Below are 17,692 nucleotides of genomic sequence, written 5' to 3'. Positions count from 1 at the left end.
TCCCGGCCGGGGCGCGGCATCCGTCATCGGAGCCACCGGTCAGCCCTCGCCGACCATGACGACGACCTTGCCGCGCGCCCGGCCCTCGCCGTGCCACGCCAGTGCCGCAGGAACCTCCTCGAGGGGGTACGTGCGATCGATCGGCACGACGATGTCACCGCGTGCGCACGCTTCCGCGACGGCCTGGAAGGCGCCCGGCCCCTGACGGACCATCAGCACGCCGAGGCGCGTCCCGGTCAGCAGGCCGACGAGCGGACCGACCGTCGCCATCCGCAGCACCGCCCGTGCCGTGCCGCCGACGACCACGCAGCGCCCGCCCGGGGCGAGCGCGCGACGATACGCGAACACCGACCGGTACGCGACCAGATCGACCACGAGGTCGTAGGGACCCGTGCGGGTGAAATCGGTGCGGCGATAGTCGATCACCTCCTCGGCTCCCAGTCCGCGCAGGAAGTCCAGCTTTCCCGCGTTGTCGACGGCCGTCACCCGGACGCCCCTCGCCCGCGCGAGCTGGACGGCCAGCGCCCCGGTCCCACCCCCGGCGCCGTTGAGGAGCATCCTCGAACCCGGCTCCGCGAGCGCGACGGCCTGCGACGCGATCGCGGCCGACTGCGGTAGTGCGGATGCCTCGGCGAAAGTCAGCGCGGGCGGCTTGTGCACGACCGCCGACGCCGGCAGTGAGAGGTACTCGGCGAACCCCCCGCCGCGCGGCAGGTTGTCTCCGTAGACCTCGTCACCGACGGTGAACCCGGTCACGCCGTCACCCACGCCGATGACGCGGCCGGCGACATCCGTACCGAGGATCTGATTCCGCGGACGATGCAAGCCCCCGAGCCGGGCGTAGGCGGGCGAGCCCCGCAGTCCCTCCCAGTCCGACAGGTTGATCGACACGGCGACGACCTCGACCAGCACCTCGCCCGGACCGGGCGAGGGCGCGGGAACATCGCGGAGCTCGAGGACCTCGGGCCCGCCGTACCTCTCATACGCCACGGCACGCACAACCCACACCCTACGCATGTGGTGCCGGCGCTGCGCGTGAGCACGCTCCGACGCTCGCGTCAACCCGTTCCGTGCGCCCCTCTCGCTCCCTACGCTGGCCCGACCGGAGCGAGGAGGCCGCCGTGGCAGAGGGACTGCACAAGGGAGATCGCGTGAGCTGGAACACGTCGCAGGGCCGCACGCGCGGTCGTATCGTCGAGCGACGCACGAGCGACTTCGAGTTCGCGGATCAGCACTTCACGGCCTCGTCGGAGGAGCCCGCCTTCATCGTCGAGTCGGAGAAGAGCGGCGACCGCGCGGCCCACCAGGGCTCGGCGCTGCGCAAGCTGAAGTCCTAGCGCCGCGCCGCCCCCGCGAGCACCGCGTGCAGGAGCGGGATCACGGACACCGCCATCAGCACCGTGCCGAACACCTGCTCGTCGGCGCGCAGGACGGCGCCGCCGATGAACAGGCCGGCGAACAGCACGGCCGACACGGCCCGCCGGACGACGCGCTCCAGCGATTTCATGCGCTGCTCGGCCCGAGGGGACTCCACGGAGAGCCGTCCTTCTTCGGCGCGGGTGACCAGATCGTCGACGCGACGCGGCAGTCGCGCCGCGATCGCCGCGACCGAGACGGCCTCCTTCGCCACGGCGCGCACCACGTTGCCGCGCTCGTCGCGGATCAGCTGATCGGCGTAGGGCTCCACCGCATCCCACATGTTGAAGCTCGGCTCGAGCGAGCTGCACATGCCCGACGTGAGGGAGACCGCACGGACGATCAGCAGGAAGTTCTCGGGGAGCTGGAACGGCAGGGACCGGATGACATCGCCGAACTCCCGCGCGAACGCCTGGAACTCCCGCGGGTCCACCTGCTGCAGTTCGGCGAAGCCCATGCCCCCGAATCGGGCGAACAGGGCCGTCATCGCCCTCTCCAGCTCGGAGGTGTCGGCCGAGGGAAGCAGCACCCCGACGTCTCGGATGCTGTCGACGAGCTGCTTGCCGTTGCGCGAGGCGACCGCGATGACGACCTGCTGCAGATCGCGGCGCAGCCGATCGGGAACCTCCCCCATCATCCCGAAGTCGATGAAGGTGAGGCGCCATGGCCGCTCCGCCTCCGGCGTGGGGGTCACGAAGATGTTCCCCGGGTGCGGGTCGGCGTGGAAGTAGCCGTCGCGGAACAGCTGCTCGAACATCACGGTCGCGAACTCCGCGGCGACCTCCGCGGGATCGATGCCCGCCTCGCGCAGCGCATCGACGTCGTTGATCTTGATCGCCGACACGTCTTCGAGCGTCAGCACGCGTCCGGTCGAGCGCTCCCACGCGACCTCGGGTGCGGAGACGCGCGGATCCCCCGCGAAGTTCTCCGCGAAGCGCACGGCGTTGCGGGCCTCGTGACGGTAGTCGATCTCCTCGTAGCTGGTGTGCGCGAACTCCTCGATGAGCACGGGCAGGTCGACGTGATCGCGCACGATCCGCACGCGGCTGAGCCAGCCTGCCACGCGGCGGAGGGCGGCGAGATCGACCTCGACGATCCCTTCGATCCCCGGTCGCTGCACCTTCATCACGACGTCCGCGAACCCGGTCTCGGCGGCGTCGTCCGGTGAGAGTTTCGCGCGGTGGGCCTGGCCGAGGGATGCCGCGGCCACCGGGACCGGATCGATCTCGGCGAACGCCGACTCGAGCGGCAGGCCGAGTTCCGCCTCGGCGAGCCGGCGGATCGCGGCGAAGTCCACGGGCGGGACCTCGTCCTGCAGACCTTCGAGCTCCTTGGTGATCTCCGGCGGGAGCACGTCCAGGCGCGAGGACATGAACTGCCCCACCTTGATCATCAGCCCGCCGAGCGAGACGGCGAGCACGTGGAAGTTCCGGGCGAGTCGCGTGAGCCGGCGTGCGCGACCGCGAGCGGCGAGGCTCCCGAGCCCGATCCGGGGAAGGAAGAGCTCGAACCACCACGCCTGCACCATGTAGCGCGCGGCGAAGCGCAGGATGCGGCGGTAGCGGGCGCGCGACCTCCCGGCGTCGGCCATGCGGTCTCCCTGGATCGGGAACGGACCGGGCCGACGTTCCGGCGGCATCCGGTCAGTCCTGGGCGAGGATGGAGTAGAGCTTACGGCGCGCCTCGTCGAGCACGTCGACCGCCGCCTGGACCTGCTCCGGAGATCCGCTCGTGGCGACCTGCGCGGCCGCCTGGGCGAGCTTCGCCCCGGCCTTCGGCAGCACCGTCGACCGCGCGGCATCCCTGCGGCTCGCCGACTCCCACGGAGCCGACCGCCCCTCGCTCGCACCGGCCTCGGCGCGACCCGCCTCGGTGAGGGAGTACGTCTTCTTGCCGCCGGACTCCTCGGCAGTGATGAGTCCCTCGTCGGCGAGCAGCTGAAGCGTCGGGTAGACCGAGCCCGGGCTGGGCTTCCAGGTGCCGCCGCTGCGCTCCTCGATCTCGCTGATGATCTGGTAGCCGTGCATCGGCCGATCGGCGAGGACCGTCAGCACGGCGTGTCGCACGTCGCCGCGTGCCATGCGCGGCGGCATCACCCGCTGCTCGAACATGTCCCGCAGCTGGTCCATGGCCTCCCACAGCCCGCCCGGGCGACCCTGGCCCTGACCACGGCTCTGCGCACCGAACCAATCCCCTGTGAACGAATCGCTCATGACGACCTCCCTGGATGTCCTCACCGATATACCGGCGATACTCGACGATATATCGTTAAGCCGATCGATGCCAGGTCACCCCGACGTCTCGACCGGCTGCCGGAGAATCGTCCGGAGTCGTTCGGGGGCCGTTCGCCGCGCATCACCGAGGTAGACCTCGTGATGCTTGCCGCGAGGCCGCAGTCCGGCGCCCGGGAGGAACTCGTGGTGCATGCGCTCCAGCACCGGGCCTTCGGCGTCGTACGGCCCGACGTGCAGTGTCTGCACGCACCGGCCCTCGGTGAGCGTCTCGAGCCGGAGCAGCCCGAGGGCAGGCGCCGCCCCCTTCTCAGCCACGGCACGCCGAGCCGACTCGAGGTGGTCGGGGAGGGTCCAGTCGGGGACGAGGATCAGCATCGTCCAGTCCCACTGCGACTTCTCGCGTGCCGAGGTGAACGCGCTGAGGTCGTCGGACCACCACAGTCCCTCCAGCGGCATGACGACATAGTCGCGATCGAGGACGCGCTTGCTGTGGAACTTGAGCGCGAACGCCGCACCGTAGAGCGCCGAGACCGCGTCGCGGTACTCGGACACCGTGTTCGGATCCCCGTGCCCGTCGATCATCAGGTACTGCTGCGCGGGCACGTCGACGACCTCGAACCGCCCGCGCGGCGCACGGTACGCGGCGAGCTCCTTCTTCAGGTCGATCTTCACGCCTGGACTCTACGCATCCGGCGCGCGATTAGCCCGACATCGCCGGAAATGCAAGGGGTGTGCACCGGCCGCTCCGCCCGATGAAGCTGGGGACATGACCCAGATCATCGAGAGCATCGACGTGGACGTGCCCGTCACCATGGCCTACAACCAGTGGACGCAGTTCGAGAGCTTCCCGAACTTCCTCGACGAAGTCGAGTCGATCACCCAGCTCGACGACACCCACAACCACTGGAAGGTGAAGGTCGGTCCCTTCGAGCGGGAGTTCGACGCCGAGATCACCGAACAGCACCCCGACGAGCGCGTCGCGTGGCGCAGCACGGGCGGCGACACCGAGCACGCCGGCGTGGTCACCTTCCACAAGCTCACCGACACGAGTTCGCGGGTGACCGTGCAGATCGACTGGGAGCCGACCGACGCGATCGAGAAGCTCGGATCGCTTGTCGGCGCCGGGAAGCACGCCGTGAAGAAGGACCTCGAGAACTTCAAGGAGTTCATCGAGAAGGCCCCCCGCGAGACCGGCGCCTGGCGCGGCGACGTCCCGCGCTGACCGACCTGCCGGATGCCCCGAGCCCGCGCCGTGCGGGGGCCGGGGCATTCCCGGGCCCCGGACTCGACCGTGTCCGCGGGTGCGGCCACACTGGAGCACATGTCCGAGCAGTCGTGGGTGCTGCACGTCGACCTCGACCAGTTCATCGCGGCCGTCGAGGTGCTCCGCCGTCCCGAGCTGGCGGGCAAGCCCGTGATCGTCGGCGGCCGAGGAGACCCCACCGAGCGCGCCGTCGTGTCGACGGCTTCCTACGAGGCCCGCGTGTTCGGGGCCCGCTCGGGGATGCCGCTGCGCATCGCCGCGCGGAAGGTCCCGGACGCCGTCATCCTCCCCGTCGACGCGCCGACGTACACCGCGGCATCCGAGGAGGTCATGGCGACTCTTCGCGCGCAGCCCGGCGCGGTCGTCCAGGTGCTGGGGTGGGACGAGGCCTTCGTCGGCGTGCGCACCGGCGACCCCGAGGCCACGGCGCGAGAGATCCAGGCGGCGGTCCTCGACCGCACGGCGCTGCACTGCAGCGTCGGCATCGGCGACACCCTGATCCGCGCGAAGAACGCCACAGACTTCGGCAAGCCCCGGGGCGTCTTCCGCCTCACCGCCGACAATTGGCTCGAGGTCATGGGAGACAAGCCCACGGCGGCGCTGTGGGGCGTCGGCTCGAAGGTGTCCAAACGCCTCGTGGGACTCGGCATCCACACCGTCGACGAACTCGCGCGGGCCGACGTCGACGCGCTGGCCGCGGAGTTCGGGCCGAAGATGGGCCCGTGGTACCGGCAGCTCGGGCGCGGTGACGGATCGTCCGTCGTCGACGACACGCCGTGGGTCGCCCGCGGACACGGCCGCGAGACGACGTTCCAGCAGAACATCGTCGATCGCGACGACATCGATGTCGCGGCCCGCGAGCTGCTGACGCACGTGCTGGCGGATGTCGCGGCCGAGGGCCGCCCGGTCGTCGGGGTGGGGTTGAAGGTGCGCTACGCGCCGTTCGTCACGAAGACCTTCGTGCACCGCATCGCCGCGACCTTCGACCGCGAGACGGTCATCGCCGAGACGATGCGGCTCGTCGACCGGATCGAGCCCGGACGCCCACTGCGACTGCTGGGGGTGCGGGCGGAGATGGAGATGCCCGACGATGCGCGCGAGGGGCACACCCCGACCCGCGGCGGCTGGTGACGACGAAACCCTGGAGTCGAGCGCGCGCATCCGCTAGTGTTCGTCGCAACGGCGGTTGGGGAACCGTTGGGGCGGTGGGGGAACCGCTGGCTTGACTCAACTGGGGATGAGATGGGCGACGACACTCGAGCGGGGCTTCCCGCTGCCGGATGGCTTCACGACTCCGCGACCGGCCAGACGCGCTGGTGGAACGGCTCGGAATGGACCGACCACACCCGGCCGCTGGACCCGGTCGTTCGCACGATGACCGCGACGCGGCCGCCGACGACGGGCCCTGTCGCGCTCGCGCACACGGCGCCCGCGCCGCCCACCTCTCGGAACGGTCCCGCGAAGGCCGCCCTGGTGCTCCTGCTGATCTCGGTCCTGGGCGCCGCCGGGCTCGCGTGGCTCGCCACCGGCATGACACCGACGACCGCGCTCGTGGTCGGCGTCGGCCAGATCGCCGTGCTGGTGGTCGCGTTCGTCCTGTCGATCGTGGGCGTCGCGGTCGCGCTGCTGCGCCCGACCCGCAAACGCGAAGCCGTCATCGGGCTCGTGCTCTCGACGGCCCTGCTCGGATTCGTCGCGTTCCGCATCGTCACCGCACCGGCTGCCGTGGACGCGAGCGCGCTCGAGAGCGAGATCGCGGCGTGGGCGATCGGTCAGACCGGCGAGGTCTCGCAGGTGACCTGCCCGGCCAGCATCCCGCAGACCGCGGATGCGGTGTTCACGTGCGCCGTGGTCGGAGAGAGCGGCGCCGGATGGGAGGTCGCCGTGCGGGTGCAGGCCGACGCCATCACCTGGGAGCCCGCGCCCTGACGGCCGGTTCCGGCGCCGGGATACCGTGGAGGCGTGAGTTTCCCGTCCCCGACTGTGCCGCTGTTCGTGTACGGCAGCCTCCGACCCGGGATGGAGCTGTGGAGCGCCATCGAGGCGCACGTCGACCACGTCACGCCCGCGAGCGCGGCCGGGCGACTGCACTGGCACGTCGGCGGCCAGTGGCCGCTGCTCGTCAGCGGGGGCTCGGGTCGTGTGCGCGGCGACCTGCTCGCCCTGCGCCCGGGCGACGAGGTCAACCGCGTGATCGTGGACGAGGAGCTCCGGTACGGCTACGACGCGCGCTGGGTGCGGGTGCTCACGGACGACGGCGACGAGGTCGAGGCGCTCGTGCTGCTGTGGCCGCGCACGTCCGAGGTCGGTCCGCTCATAGCCGGCGGAGACTTCTCCGGAGCGCGATTCCCAGGCCCCGCCTGAGTCCGCGAGAGCGCGGGCGCAGCCAACGTGGGTGGGCTCAGGTCACGCGGATGAGCGTGCGCTGCCAGCCGGTCGAGCCGTCGGGGGCGATCGGGGCCCGCTCCTCGATCTGCAGGTCCCCGGCCCGGTTGACCGCGCGCACGGTGACGTTGTGGTTTCCGGGAGTCGCGTCCCACTCCAGCATCCACTGCACCCACGTGTCGTCGTTCACCGGCGACGACAGCGTGGCGGCCTGCCACGGTTCGTCGTCGATGCGCACCTCGACGCGCTCGATCCCCACGGTCTGCGCCCACGCCACCCCGGCAAGCGGCACGCGGCCGGCCGGCACCGGCTGACCGGTGCGAGGGGTGTCCATGCGCGAGGAGAACTTGATCGGCGCCTTGGCGCTGTAGCCGCGCGGGGTCCAGTAGGCCTCGTCCGCCGCGAAGGTGGTGACCGTGAGGCCCGTCAGCCACTTGGTGGCCGAGACATAGCCGTACAGGCCGGGAACCACCATGCGCACCGGGAAGCCGTGCTCGAGCGGAAGCGGTTCGCCGTTCATGGCCACCGCGAGGATGGCATCGCGGCCCGCGTCGGTGAGGGCGTCCAGCGGTGTGCTGGCGGTGTAGCCGTCGACGCTGCGCGAGAGCACCATGTCCGCGTCGCCCTGCGGGCCGGCGAGCGCGAGCACGTCCCGCACCGGCACGCCGAGCCAGCGCGCGGTGCCGACGAGCCCTCCGCCGACTTCGTTCGACACGCACGTGAGCGTGATCGAGTACTCGTCGAGCCCCATCCCCACGAGCTCGTCGAAGGTCAGTTCCACCGTCCGATCCACGAGTCCGTCGATCCGCAGGACCCAACTCGCCGGGTCCACGGACGGGACCGTGAGCGCGGTGTCGACGCGGTAGAAGTCCGCGTTGGGCGTGTAGAGCGGCGAGATCCCGGGGACGTCGAGCTCGGCGCCGTCGGGCACGGTGACGCGGGTGCGCGGCTCCGGAAGGCGCAGCGCGCGCCGCACCGCCGCGATCGAGGTCGTCGCGACGTTGGCCACGCGGGCACCCACACCTACCAGCAGAGCGGATGCTCCGGCGATCGTGAGCACCTGCAGGAACGCGCGGCGATCCGGGCCGGGCGCCGCGGGCTCGGAGCCTGAGTCGGACCCGGCCGCGCGACCGTCGCGCCAGCCCCGGAGGCGCCGGACCGCCACGGCGAGCACGATCGACCCCGCGACGGCCCCGAGGACGGGAGGGAGCCAGGCCCACGCCGACGCACCGGCACGCGTGACGATGGCCGCCATCGACAGTGCTCCCGCGACGCCGAGCGCGACCACGCCGAGCGGCGGCCTCACCAGCTGCAGCACGCCGGCGATCGCGGAGGCGATGACGACGGCCACGCCGAGCGAGCCCAGCAGGACGAGCTTGTCCTGGTCGCCGAACGTGGAGATCGCGAACTCCTTGATCGGCTGCGGCACCACATCGATGACGAAGGATCCGACGGCCAGGATCGGGCTACTCTCGCGTGCGACGACGAGCGCCGCGAGCTCCGCGACCGCGAGGAAGACCGCCGCACTCACCACTCCGGCGAGCGCCGCCCACGCGGCGTATCGCGCCCACCTCATCCGTTCCGCCATGCCGAACCCCGTTCCGCCGTCGTTGGGTGTTCGGCGCCGTCGGCCCCGCGGATTGCCCGGCGCGGGGGTCGCAGCTCCGCGATCACCCCCGGTCGAGGAAGGCGACGCCCCGTACGGGCGAGCCGTCCCCTGCCAGGCGGAGGGGGAAGAACCCCACGCGAACCCGGTCAGGCACGTGCTCCAGCCCGCGGACGTTTTCCACGACGAGGGCGTTGCTCCCGAGCACCACCTCATGCACCGGGAACTCCGCCGGCTCCGGGTCTGTGAGATCGGGACTGAGCGTGTCGACCGCGAGCACCCGCATCCCCCGCCGCAGCAGCTCTCCTGCGGCAGCAGAGGAAAGCGCCGGATGCCTCGTGCGCCCCTCGTCTCTGAAGAGGCGCGCCCAGCCGGTGTCGATGAGCACGATCGGCGGCAGGATCTCCGGGAGCTCACCGCTCGGGTCGAGTCGCTCCCATCCGAGCACCTCGGCCTCTCCGGCCTCACGGACCCGGAGGACGATCGCCTCCCCGTACAGCTCGTCCAGGCCGACATCCGCCATCGTCCTCCCGCCGGCGATCGTGTGCGACGGCGCGTCGACGTGAGTGCCGGTGTGCGAGCCGAGGTGGAGCGCCGTGACGGCCACGCCGTCGGCATCCAGGGTCAGCGCGGGGCCGATGGCGACGGGCGGATCCCCGGGGTACACGGGCATCGCGTGCTCCACGGCGTGGCTCAGGTCGATCAGTGCGACCCGAGCCTTCCCGGTGCGAGACGGCGACTCACCGTGCATCGACGGTGTCACTGAGGTTGTGCGCCGGCGCGAAACCGCCTTTGGTCCTCCCAGGGAGCGACAGCAGCAGATAGAGGAGGAAGGTCACGACGAAGGCCGGGACGGTCGCACCGAACGGAAGCGGCCACACGTACGCCCAGACGTAGGCGAGCACGGCTCCGACCAGCCACGACCCGACGGCGAGCCAGTTCACACCGCCCCGGTACCAGTAATGTCCGCCGCGCGGTTCGAGGATGTCCGACTCGTACGAGCCGCGCTTGATGAGGTAGTAGTCGACGATCATGATCGCGAACACCGGCGCGAACAGGGCGCTGATCGTCACGAGGAAGGTCGTGAACTGAGCGAGAAGACCGAAGAAGGTGGCCCCGATGATCGAGATGACGCCGAGCACGAGAGCTGTTGCGAGGAACGGCACCCGTCGACCCGGGATGGCGTTGACCACCGTGGTGACCATGCCGTAGACGACCATCGTGTTGGTGGCCATCACCGAGAGGAAGATCGCCACGGCGAAGAGCGGACCGAAGGGCTCGATGATCGTGACGGGATCGAACGGGATCGCCTCCCCGCCGCTCAGGACGACGTAGCCCATAGCGGTCGCCCCCAGCGACATCGAGATGACGGTCGACAGCGTGTAGCCGATCCCGGAGCCGACCGCACCGGCACGGGTCGTCCGCGCGAAGCGGTTGAAGTCCGCCGCCAGCACGGTCCACGAGATGGCGGTCGCCAGCACGACGTCGAAGACGAGGCCGGGCGAGTAGAACGCCTCCGGGTTCGCCGGGATCGCGGCGAAGTCCGCCGGCGAGTACGAGGTGAACGCCACAACGAAGATGTACGCGGCGATCGCGAGGATGACGGCCGCGAACCACGGCTCGACCCTGGCGACACCGGCATGTCCGAAGATCGCCAGGATCACGACGATCGTCTGGCACACGACGGCGAAGAGCACCGGGCTGGAGAAGCCCGTGAGCGCCGCCACGATGTAGTCCAGCGAGATCCCCGCGAGCATGGCCTGGACCCAGCTCCACCCCATGAGGATGATGACGTTCGCCGTGACGGGGAGCAGGCTTCCGCGCGTCCCGAACGGGCCGCGGGTGAGGGCCATGGTGGGCAGGCCGGTGCGGGTGCCGATCGCGCCGACCAGCACGAGGACGGCGGCGCCGACGACGGTGCCTCCGACGATGAGGGCGATCACCACGCCGTAGGGGACGTCGGGCACGAAGAGCGTCCCCGTGAGCAAGGTGGTCACGACGAGATTCGCCGCGAGCCAGATCATGAGCATGCGGCCGGACGTATACGTCCCGCGGACGGCGCCGGCGTCGTCCGACTGTTCCTCCAGTCGACGTTCGAGTCGGGTGTAGAGCGACATCTTCGGGCTCCTCGTGGTTCGGGTTGTGCGGTCAGGAGAGCGGGGAGAGATGCTCGTGGACGGCGACGAGATCGTCACCGTCCAGAGCGAACACGATGGTCTCCCGCTCGCGGTAGGACTCCCGGCCGTCGGCGGTCTGGACGGTCGTATCAACGGTGTGCGTGAAGACGGCCGCGCCGGGGAGGACCTGCACGCGGCGATCGCTCGAGGTGCAAGAGAGGACCCGCCATCCGCTCGCGACCCACTCATCCCACCGTCGCTCGTACTGCGCGCGGTCGTCGAGTCGGGCGGCCTCGGTGTGGAAGACGAACGTCGCGTCGGGGGCGAAGGTCGCGAAGTAGCGGTCCCGGTCGGTAGCGGAGAACGCCGCGACGATGGCGGATGCTGCGGCCTCGACGGCCTCGGGCCGGGGAGTGTTCACGGGTGAGCCCTTCCCGTGCTCGGCGCCATCGCGCTGAGCAGTTCGTAGATGACGTGGCTGGCGGCCACGGCCGTCAGCTGGGCGTGGTCGTAGGACGGCGCGACCTCGACCACGTCGGCGCCGACGATCCGCAGGTCGGACAGCGCCCGCAGGATCCGCAGCAGCTCGCGGCTCGTGAGCCCGCCGGCCTCGGGCGTTCCTGTGCCCGGCGCGTGCGCGGGATCGAGCACATCGATGTCGATCGAGATGTAGAGCGGTGCGTCGCCGATCCGGTCGCGGATGCGCCGGATCGCGGCATCCACGCCTCGCTCCTCGATGTCCTCGCTGGCGACGATGGCGAACCCGAGGCGCTGGTCGTCCTCGAGGTCGCTCTTGGCGTACAGCGGGCCGCGGATCCCTACGTGCATGCTGGCCGTCAGGTCGATCAGCCCTTCCTCGGACGCACGGCGGAACGGAGTGCCGTGAGTGACGGGAGCCCCGAAGTAGGTGTCCCACGTGTCGAGGTGGGCGTCGAAGTGCAGCACGGCGACCGGCCCGTGGTCCGCCGCCACCGAGCGCAGCAACGGCAGCGCGACGGTGTGGTCGCCTCCTATGACGACCAGTCGGTCGGCGCGCGTGCGCAGGTCGCGCGCGCCCGCCTCGATCTCGGCCACGGCTGCGGAGAGGTCGAACGGGTTCGCGACGAGGTCCCCGGCGTCCACGACCTGCTGGGCGCCGAAGGGGAAGACGTCCTGCGCCGGGTTGTAGGGACGCAGGAGCCGGGAGGCCTCTCGCACGTGCGCGGGTCCGAAACGCGCGCCGGGGCGGTAGCTGACCCCGCTGTCGAACGGGATGCCGACGACGGCGATGTCCGCTCGCTCGACCTCATCGAGCCGCGGGAGCCGGGCGAAGGTGGCGATGCCCGCGAAGCGCGGGACGACGCTCGCGTCGACCGGACCCACCGGTCCGGCCGAGTCGGCGGGGCGCTCGTCAGGGGCAGGGGGTTGCATATTAGACAACCTTCGATACTCTATGGACAACCACTGCGGAAAACTTACGCTTGCCCGAGAGGCGCGTCAAGAGTCCCCGCATCGAGGAGGAGCGAGATGCGCGCGATCCATCCCACCGCCGAGGAGTCCGCGACCCCCATCGGCGCGCGCCTCCGCGCCGCCCGGACGTCGCAGGGCCTCTCCCTCGCGGACCTCGCCGGAACCACCGGTCTGTCCAAAGGGTTCCTGAGCCGGGTCGAGCGGGACGAGACCTCGCCCAGCGTCGCCACTCTCGTGCAGCTCTGCCAGGTGCTGTCCCTGCCCGTCGGCGCGCTCTTCGCCGAACCGGAGGTGCAGCACATCTCGTACGGGAGTGCGCCCAGGATCAACCTCGGCGGCATCGGCGCGGATGAACGGCTGCTCACTCCGCGTGGTGAGCAGCGCGTGCAGCTGCTCCGTTCGGAGCTGGAACCGGATGCCCACGGCGGAGGCGAGCTGTACACGATCAACTGCGACGTCGAGGTCCTCCACGTCGTCTCCGGTTCCATGTCGGTGCGGTTCACCGATCGCGTGGTGATCCTGCACGCCGGCGACGCCCTGACCTTCCCGGGTCGGGAGCCGCACACGTGGCGCGTCGAGGGGGGCCGGCCCGCGGTCGCCCTCTGGATCATCGCGCCCGCACCGTGGAGCGGATCGTCCTGAGCCGGGCGCGGCGCACCGGCCTTCCCGTGGCCCGGGGGACCCCGAGTCAGTCGAGCTCTGCGAGCCAGTCGATCGCGAGCTCGTGCGACCGGATCCCGTAGTCGAGCGTCGCCCGCTGGTAGCGGAAGATCTCGCCGTACGCGTCGGGGATCTCCGCCGCGTCCAGCTCCGCGGCGACGGCCCGCAGGTCGGCGAGGGCCGCGGCGGCGCTCTCGCGCAGCACGTCGAGCGCGGCATCCCGCTCAGGCCCGTCCGGCAGGAGCCCGAGCAGGAACACCTTCGCGAGCATCGAGGTCTCGGCTGCCGCCCCGCTGAGCGGTTCGCGCATCCACGCCCGCCACGCCTCGAGGCCCTCCTCGGTGGGCGCGTGGAGATTGCGGCGTCGCGCGGAGGACGAGGCATCCGTCACCGTCACCCAGCCGCGCGCCACGAGCTGCCGCAGGGCGCGCTGCAGGCTGCCGAAACTCGCGCTGTAGAACAGCGACGGCCCGGCGGCGAACTGCTTGTGCAGGTCGTAGAGCGACATCGGGGCGATCATCAGCAGCCCCAGGATCACGAATTGCACGTGGCGCTCCTTTCGAGACTCTGCCAATGTATCCCTTAGATATATCTCAGGGGGATATCACCGATGAGCCGACACACCGACATCGAGGCGGATCTGCACAGGATCGTGGAGGGCTTCGCCCGCAAGCGGATCGGGTTGCCCGCACCTTCCGCGCTCGTCCGCGCCCCCGGGGTCGAGTTCGCCGCGGGCGAGCGCGAGCGTCGTTTCCACGCCGCGAGCGTCGGCAAGATGCTCACCGCCACCCTCGCGTTCCAGCTCGCCGAGCGCGGACGGCTGCACCTCGACGCCCCACTGACGAGCCTGCTTCCGGCACCCGAGTTCGCGGGACTCTTCCGCGGGAAGGATGCCGCTGCCGCCGTCACTCCGCGTCACCTGCTCACGCACACGAGCGGGGTCGCCGACTACTTCGAAGGACCGAACGACACCGGCGAGTCCTTCCCCGCCCGCATCACGCGTCGGCCCGATGAGCGTTTCGCGCCCGACGACCTTCTCGCCTTCTCACGCGAGCACCAGCGCCCGGTCGGACGCCCCGGCGAGCGCTTCGCGTACTCGGACACCGGCTACGTCCTGCTCGCGCGCGTGATCGAGGAGGCCGGCGGGGCCCCGCTCGGTGCGCAGCTGCACGAGCGCATCCTCGACCCGGCGGGCATGGCTCAGTCGTGCCTGCTGTTCCACACGATGCCCGGAGGCGCGGCATCCGTTTCCCACCCCGGTGCGGCGCTCGACCTCGCCCCGGTCCTCGTCGACGGGGTCGACCTCAGCCGAGCCGAGAGCCTGAGCTGCGACTGGGGCGGCGGCGGTGTCGTGAGCACCCTCGACGACCTGGCCAGACTCGCCGCTGCGTGGCATGGCGGCGCCCTCATCGGCGAGGCCGCGCGAGAGGAGATGAGTGCGTTCGCGCACCGGTTCCGCCGCGGCATCCACTACGGGGCCGGACTCATGCAGCTGCGCTACGGCGGGTTCTTCCCGCTCCTGGCAGGCCTCCCCCGCACGGTCGGGCACCTCGGTGTGACGGGCGTCCACCTGTTCACCGAGCCGGAGCGCGACATCACGATCGTGCTCAACCTCCACTCGACGGCCGAGATGACGCGCAGCTTCCAGCTCCACATCCGGCTCCTCCAGCGCGTGCTGCGCGCCGTGCGGTGATCTTCACGTCCGATGTATCACGACCGGTCGCGACCGCTCCTTCCCAGCGACGCCGGTCATCTGCTCAGGGTCGGGGGGCAGCTGAGCCACCGACCGGATCACGCCGCGGCATCCGCCCCGTTCTTTCGGCGGATGCCGCGGCACCTCCGCGTGCGCGCGCGAACGGGCTCGGCGACCGGCCGGTTAGCACTGCACCGCGCCCGAGGCAAGGGCCACCCCGGCGGCGCGCCGCGGCGTTAGCGTCGAGTCGTTCCGAACAGAGGAGAACGATCGTGGCAACGACCACCGCCAAGAAGAGCCCCTCGAAGTCGAGCGCCGCGCCGGCGCGCAACCGACGCCGCAGCGCCCGCGGCGGAGCCGGCGCAGAGCTCACGAACGAGCAGAACGCCGAGCAGGGATTCACGGCCTCCGAGTCGCTCAGCGAGAACCTCCAGAAGGTGCTCGTCGACCTGATCGAGCTGTCGCTGCAGGGGAAGCAGGCGCACTGGAACGTGGTGGGCCGGAACTTCCGCGACACCCACCTCCAGCTCGACGAGATCATCGACGCGGCGCGCGAATTCTCCGACACCGTCGCCGAGCGGATGCGGTCGCTCCACGCGCTGCCGGACGGGCGCAGCGACCTCGTCGCCGAGACCACGACCCTGCCGGAGTTCCCCCAGGGCGAGATCGCGACCGCCGAGGTCGTCGATCTCATGACCGAACGGCTCGATGCCGTCGCCACGACCTGCCGCGACGTCCACGACGACGTCGACGAAGAAGACCCCACCAGCGCTGACATCCTCCACGCGATCCTCGAACGGGTGGAGCAGCTCTCGTGGATGGTGAGCGCGGAGAACCGCACGCCGAAGCGGTGACCCCAGGCGCCCCTCCCGCTGCCCACCTCCTCCCCTCGGGACGGTGGGCAGCGGCGCGTCCGGGGGCCGACGGGTCAGAACACGAACAGCTGTCCCATGATGAGGATCGCGACGAAGAAGACCCCGACGATCGCCGCGATGACGCCGAGCGTCTTGCCGGAGAGGTTCGCGACGCCCCAGCCCACGAGGAAGGGCAGCGCCAGCAGGAGGATCGCCACGATCCACCAGAACACCACGTACCCCGTCGTGGACGCCCCCTCGAGGCGTCCTCCGAAGAGCTGCTGCGTGCTCGGGTGCGTAGCGAAGCGCACAGCCGCGGAGATCGGAACGGCGACGAAGGCGAAGATGATGATGCCGATGAGCGCGCCCCACAGTCCGGGGCTGCCGTTGCCGCTGAGGACGCCGCCGTGGGGTTCCTGGTCGTGACGAGTTGCCATGGCGACGACCTTATCCAAAGCGTGCGGGACGCTCGCGTCCCCCGATCAGGATGAGAACGGCGGGACCTTCGGCAGGGGCCCGACAGCGGCGCTGGCCATAATGGTGCCATGGCGGTCGGATACAGTGCGATCTCGAGCTACTCACGCGTCGAAATCATGCATCTCGTGCAGCAGCGCCCGCGGCGCACGATCGCCGAGATCGTCGAGGCGACGGATCTGCATCCCAACACGGTGCGCGAGCATCTTCAGCGGCTGATCGACGCGGGCTATGTCGTCCTCGAAACCGAACGCCGCACGACGCGCGGTCGGCCGCGCGTGCTCTACAGCGCGGCGACGGGCACGGCCGAGGCATCGAGCCCCATCGCCACCCATCGCGTGCGGGAGGCCGCGCGTCGCGGCGATCTCCTGCGCCGCGTCTACCCCGGGACCCAGGCCGCGACCCTCGCTCCCGACGCGCTCCACCAGCTCGACGCCCTGATCGACGACCTCGGCGACGCCGGCTTCGATCCGCTCGTCGACGAGACGGCGCTCACGGTCGACCTGTCGCCGTGCCCGCACGCGACGTCGGCACGTCACCGCGAAACGCTGTGCCGCGTGCACGTGGGCCTCATGGAGGCCGTGCTCGCCCAGGCGGGCGGACCGCTGGCGGTCGAGGGGATCGCCCCCGCGTGCGATCCGGCGCAGTGCGTCGTGCAGCTGTCGACTCAGCCGGCGGCGCCGAGCCCCACGCGGTCCGCGCGGGAGTAGACGTTCATCGACTCCCCGCGCACGAAACCGGCGAGGGTGAGACCGGATGCCTCGGCCAACTCGACCGCGAGGGACGACGGCGCCGACACGGCCGACAGGAGCGGGATTCCCGCCATCACCGCCTTCTGGACGAGCTCGAAGCTCGCCCGCCCGGACACCTGGAGGATCGTGCCGCGCAGCGGAAGCCGGTCCTCGAGGACGGCCCACCCGACGACCTTGTCCACCGCGTTGTGGCGACCGACGTCCTCGCGCACGACCAGGAGCTCCCCCGTCGCGGCGTCGAACAGGCCCGCGGCATGGAGCCCGCCGGTCTTGCCGAACACGGGCTGCTCGGAACGGAGCCGGTCGGGGAGGGACAGCAGCAGGTCCGCGTCGACGGTCGCGGCATCCGAACCCACGTCGTAGGTCGAGACCGTCTCGACAGCCTCGATCGAGGCCTTGCCGCACAGCCCGCACGAACTGGTCGTGTAGAAGCGGCGCGCGAGGTCGGGGCCGGGCGGAGCAACACCGGGCGCGAGGGAGACATCCAGGACGTTGTAGGTGTTCTCGGCGCTGCCGGCGACGCCGACCGCTCCGGTCAAGGGACCGCCGCAGTGGATCGCCGAGCGGAACTCTCCCCCGTGCGCGATCACGCCTTCCGACACGAGGAAGCCCGCGGCGAGCTCGACGTCGTGACCCGGCGTGCGCATCGTGATCGCCAGCGGCGCTCCGCCGACGCGGATCTCGAGCGGCTCCTCCACCACGAGGGTGTCGCTCCGGCGCCGCGTGCCCAGGCCCTCGTCGGTTCGGGTGATCCGCACGACGGGACGGTGGACGGTGAGCCGCCCCAC

The 17,692-nt window shown here is 70.9% G+C and carries 21 protein-coding genes; 9 read left to right on the top strand and 12 right to left on the bottom strand.

Annotated elements, in window-relative coordinates; all coding sequences use genetic code 11:
- Positions 1 to 39: 39 nt before the first annotated feature.
- Positions 40 to 990 carry an NAD(P)-dependent alcohol dehydrogenase gene (locus ACFQ0P_RS10455; protein WP_378772112.1) on the bottom strand — a complete coding sequence of 317 codons (951 nt, stop codon included), beginning with the start codon at positions 988 to 990 and terminating at the stop codon, positions 40 to 42.
- 131 nt (positions 991 to 1,121) lie between these two features.
- On the opposite strand from ACFQ0P_RS10455, the gene ACFQ0P_RS10450 reads away from it, so the two are divergent.
- The gene (locus ACFQ0P_RS10450) at positions 1,122 to 1,337 is read left to right on the top strand and encodes a hypervirulence associated TUDOR domain-containing protein (RefSeq protein ID WP_204978645.1); all 216 of its coding nucleotides are present in this window, start codon (positions 1,122 to 1,124) and stop codon (positions 1,335 to 1,337) included.
- On the opposite strand, the gene ACFQ0P_RS10445 is transcribed toward ACFQ0P_RS10450, so the two are convergent.
- The 3 genes from ACFQ0P_RS10445 to ACFQ0P_RS10435 all read right to left on the bottom strand — a co-directional run bounded on the left by ACFQ0P_RS10445 (position 1,334) and on the right by ACFQ0P_RS10435 (position 4,322).
- Positions 1,334 to 3,007 carry an ABC1 kinase family protein gene (locus ACFQ0P_RS10445; protein WP_204978644.1) on the bottom strand — a complete coding sequence of 558 codons (1,674 nt, stop codon included), beginning with the start codon at positions 3,005 to 3,007 and terminating at the stop codon, positions 1,334 to 1,336. The two genes, ACFQ0P_RS10450 and ACFQ0P_RS10445, sit on opposite strands and share 4 nt — an antisense overlap.
- Positions 3,008 to 3,059: 52 nt before the next feature.
- The gene (locus ACFQ0P_RS10440) at positions 3,060 to 3,629 is read right to left on the bottom strand and encodes a PadR family transcriptional regulator (RefSeq protein ID WP_204978643.1); all 570 of its coding nucleotides are present in this window, start codon (positions 3,627 to 3,629) and stop codon (positions 3,060 to 3,062) included.
- Positions 3,630 to 3,704: 75 nt separating this feature from the next.
- Positions 3,705 to 4,322 (bottom strand): GyrI-like domain-containing protein, encoded by a 618-nt coding sequence (locus ACFQ0P_RS10435; RefSeq protein WP_204978642.1) that lies wholly within the window; start codon positions 4,320 to 4,322, stop codon positions 3,705 to 3,707.
- Between the two features lie 94 nt (positions 4,323 to 4,416).
- Between ACFQ0P_RS10435 and ACFQ0P_RS10430 the strand changes: the two genes are divergently transcribed.
- The 4 genes from ACFQ0P_RS10430 to ACFQ0P_RS10415 all read left to right on the top strand — a co-directional run bounded on the left by ACFQ0P_RS10430 (position 4,417) and on the right by ACFQ0P_RS10415 (position 7,278).
- A complete protein-coding gene (locus tag ACFQ0P_RS10430; protein ID WP_204978640.1) occupies positions 4,417 to 4,872 on the top strand; it encodes an SRPBCC family protein in 456 nt (151 codons plus the stop codon).
- A 99-nt stretch (positions 4,873 to 4,971) separates the two neighbouring features.
- A complete protein-coding gene (locus ACFQ0P_RS10425; RefSeq protein ID WP_204978639.1) occupies positions 4,972 to 6,045 on the top strand; it encodes a DNA polymerase IV in 1,074 nt (357 codons plus the stop codon).
- Between the two features lie 111 nt (positions 6,046 to 6,156).
- Complete coding sequence (locus tag ACFQ0P_RS10420; protein ID WP_204981347.1) at positions 6,157 to 6,843, top strand: DUF4333 domain-containing protein; 687 nt, start codon at positions 6,157 to 6,159, stop codon at positions 6,841 to 6,843.
- A gap of 33 nt (positions 6,844 to 6,876) precedes the next feature.
- Complete coding sequence (locus ACFQ0P_RS10415) at positions 6,877 to 7,278, top strand: gamma-glutamylcyclotransferase family protein (protein ID WP_204978637.1); 402 nt, start codon at positions 6,877 to 6,879, stop codon at positions 7,276 to 7,278.
- A 37-nt stretch (positions 7,279 to 7,315) separates the two neighbouring features.
- Here the strand turns inward: ACFQ0P_RS10415 and ACFQ0P_RS10410 are convergent, their stop codons facing one another.
- From ACFQ0P_RS10410 to speB, 5 genes are all read right to left on the bottom strand, one after another.
- Positions 7,316 to 8,887, bottom strand: coding sequence for a molybdopterin-dependent oxidoreductase (locus tag ACFQ0P_RS10410; RefSeq protein ID WP_204978636.1), 1,572 nt, complete (start codon positions 8,885 to 8,887; stop codon positions 7,316 to 7,318).
- An 82-nt stretch (positions 8,888 to 8,969) separates the two neighbouring features.
- Positions 8,970 to 9,656: a cyclase family protein gene (locus ACFQ0P_RS10405; RefSeq protein ID WP_204978634.1), complete on the bottom strand. Its 687-nt coding sequence runs from the start codon at positions 9,654 to 9,656 to the stop codon at positions 8,970 to 8,972.
- Complete coding sequence (locus tag ACFQ0P_RS10400) at positions 9,646 to 11,022, bottom strand: purine-cytosine permease family protein (protein ID WP_204978632.1); 1,377 nt, start codon at positions 11,020 to 11,022, stop codon at positions 9,646 to 9,648. Before ACFQ0P_RS10400 ends, ACFQ0P_RS10405 begins: the two co-directional genes overlap by 11 nt.
- A 31-nt stretch (positions 11,023 to 11,053) precedes the next feature.
- The gene (locus ACFQ0P_RS10395) at positions 11,054 to 11,443 is read right to left on the bottom strand and encodes a YybH family protein (protein ID WP_204978631.1); all 390 of its coding nucleotides are present in this window, start codon (positions 11,441 to 11,443) and stop codon (positions 11,054 to 11,056) included.
- The gene (speB, locus tag ACFQ0P_RS10390; RefSeq protein WP_204978629.1) at positions 11,440 to 12,432 is read right to left on the bottom strand and encodes an agmatinase; all 993 of its coding nucleotides are present in this window, start codon (positions 12,430 to 12,432) and stop codon (positions 11,440 to 11,442) included. The genes ACFQ0P_RS10395 and speB overlap by 4 nt, the downstream gene beginning before the upstream one ends.
- A 96-nt stretch (positions 12,433 to 12,528) precedes the next feature.
- On the opposite strand from speB, the gene ACFQ0P_RS10385 reads away from it, so the two are divergent.
- Entirely contained in the window at positions 12,529 to 13,113 is a 585-nt protein-coding gene (locus tag ACFQ0P_RS10385; RefSeq protein WP_204978628.1) for a helix-turn-helix domain-containing protein, read from the top strand.
- Positions 13,114 to 13,159: 46 nt separating this feature from the next.
- On the opposite strand, the gene ACFQ0P_RS10380 is transcribed toward ACFQ0P_RS10385, so the two are convergent.
- Positions 13,160 to 13,678 (bottom strand): PadR family transcriptional regulator, encoded by a 519-nt coding sequence (locus ACFQ0P_RS10380; protein ID WP_204978626.1) that lies wholly within the window; start codon positions 13,676 to 13,678, stop codon positions 13,160 to 13,162.
- Between the two features lie 63 nt (positions 13,679 to 13,741).
- On the opposite strand from ACFQ0P_RS10380, the gene ACFQ0P_RS10375 reads away from it, so the two are divergent.
- Together ACFQ0P_RS10375 and ACFQ0P_RS10370 are read left to right on the top strand one after the other, a co-directional pair.
- Positions 13,742 to 14,824: a serine hydrolase domain-containing protein gene (locus ACFQ0P_RS10375; RefSeq protein ID WP_204978625.1), complete on the top strand. Its 1,083-nt coding sequence runs from the start codon at positions 13,742 to 13,744 to the stop codon at positions 14,822 to 14,824.
- A gap of 272 nt (positions 14,825 to 15,096) precedes the next feature.
- Positions 15,097 to 15,678, top strand: a complete 582-nt coding sequence (locus ACFQ0P_RS10370) for a Dps family protein (protein WP_204978623.1) — start codon at positions 15,097 to 15,099, stop codon at positions 15,676 to 15,678.
- 74 nt (positions 15,679 to 15,752) lie between these two features.
- Here the strand turns inward: ACFQ0P_RS10370 and ACFQ0P_RS10365 are convergent, their stop codons facing one another.
- A complete protein-coding gene (locus ACFQ0P_RS10365) occupies positions 15,753 to 16,115 on the bottom strand; it encodes a hypothetical protein (RefSeq protein ID WP_204978622.1) in 363 nt (120 codons plus the stop codon).
- Positions 16,116 to 16,223: 108 nt separating this feature from the next.
- On the opposite strand from ACFQ0P_RS10365, the gene ACFQ0P_RS10360 reads away from it, so the two are divergent.
- Positions 16,224 to 16,862 carry an ArsR family transcriptional regulator gene (locus ACFQ0P_RS10360; protein ID WP_204978621.1) on the top strand — a complete coding sequence of 213 codons (639 nt, stop codon included), beginning with the start codon at positions 16,224 to 16,226 and terminating at the stop codon, positions 16,860 to 16,862.
- Here the strand turns inward: ACFQ0P_RS10360 and fdhD are convergent.
- Positions 16,820 to 17,692 carry a formate dehydrogenase accessory sulfurtransferase FdhD gene (gene fdhD, locus ACFQ0P_RS10355; RefSeq protein WP_204978620.1) on the bottom strand — a complete coding sequence of 291 codons (873 nt, stop codon included), beginning with the start codon at positions 17,690 to 17,692 and terminating at the stop codon, positions 16,820 to 16,822. The two genes, ACFQ0P_RS10360 and fdhD, sit on opposite strands and share 43 nt — an antisense overlap.

Origin of the sequence: Microbacterium insulae (assembly GCF_042677065.1) — a bacterium.
In the GTDB taxonomy this organism is placed as follows: domain Bacteria; phylum Actinomycetota; class Actinomycetes; order Actinomycetales; family Microbacteriaceae; genus Microbacterium; species Microbacterium insulae.
The sequence above is the reverse complement of the archived record's forward strand: the minus strand, read 5'-3'. Positions and strand labels throughout refer to the sequence as shown.

Excerpts from the sequence above, each read along its gene's own strand:
- ACFQ0P_RS10410 (WP_204978636.1), bottom strand. The coding sequence starts at position 8,887 with ATGGCGGAACGGATGAGGTGGGCGCGATACGCCGCGTGGGCGGCGCTC.
- ACFQ0P_RS10385 (WP_204978628.1), top strand. The coding sequence starts at position 12,529 with ATGCGCGCGATCCATCCCACCGCCGAGGAGTCCGCGACCCCCATCGGC.
- ACFQ0P_RS10400 (WP_204978632.1), bottom strand. The coding sequence starts at position 11,022 with ATGTCGCTCTACACCCGACTCGAACGTCGACTGGAGGAACAGTCGGAC.
- ACFQ0P_RS10430 (WP_204978640.1), top strand. The coding sequence starts at position 4,417 with ATGACCCAGATCATCGAGAGCATCGACGTGGACGTGCCCGTCACCATG.
- ACFQ0P_RS10440 (WP_204978643.1), bottom strand. The coding sequence starts at position 3,629 with ATGAGCGATTCGTTCACAGGGGATTGGTTCGGTGCGCAGAGCCGTGGT.
- ACFQ0P_RS10420 (WP_204981347.1), top strand. The coding sequence starts at position 6,157 with ATGGGCGACGACACTCGAGCGGGGCTTCCCGCTGCCGGATGGCTTCAC.
- ACFQ0P_RS10405 (WP_204978634.1), bottom strand. The coding sequence starts at position 9,656 with ATGCACGGTGAGTCGCCGTCTCGCACCGGGAAGGCTCGGGTCGCACTG.
- speB (WP_204978629.1), bottom strand. The coding sequence starts at position 12,432 with ATGCAACCCCCTGCCCCTGACGAGCGCCCCGCCGACTCGGCCGGACCG.
- ACFQ0P_RS10445 (WP_204978644.1), bottom strand. The coding sequence starts at position 3,007 with ATGGCCGACGCCGGGAGGTCGCGCGCCCGCTACCGCCGCATCCTGCGC.
- ACFQ0P_RS10365 (WP_204978622.1), bottom strand. The coding sequence starts at position 16,115 with ATGGCAACTCGTCACGACCAGGAACCCCACGGCGGCGTCCTCAGCGGC.
- ACFQ0P_RS10360 (WP_204978621.1), top strand. The coding sequence starts at position 16,224 with ATGGCGGTCGGATACAGTGCGATCTCGAGCTACTCACGCGTCGAAATC.
- ACFQ0P_RS10425 (WP_204978639.1), top strand. The coding sequence starts at position 4,972 with ATGTCCGAGCAGTCGTGGGTGCTGCACGTCGACCTCGACCAGTTCATC.
- ACFQ0P_RS10375 (WP_204978625.1), top strand. The coding sequence starts at position 13,742 with ATGAGCCGACACACCGACATCGAGGCGGATCTGCACAGGATCGTGGAG.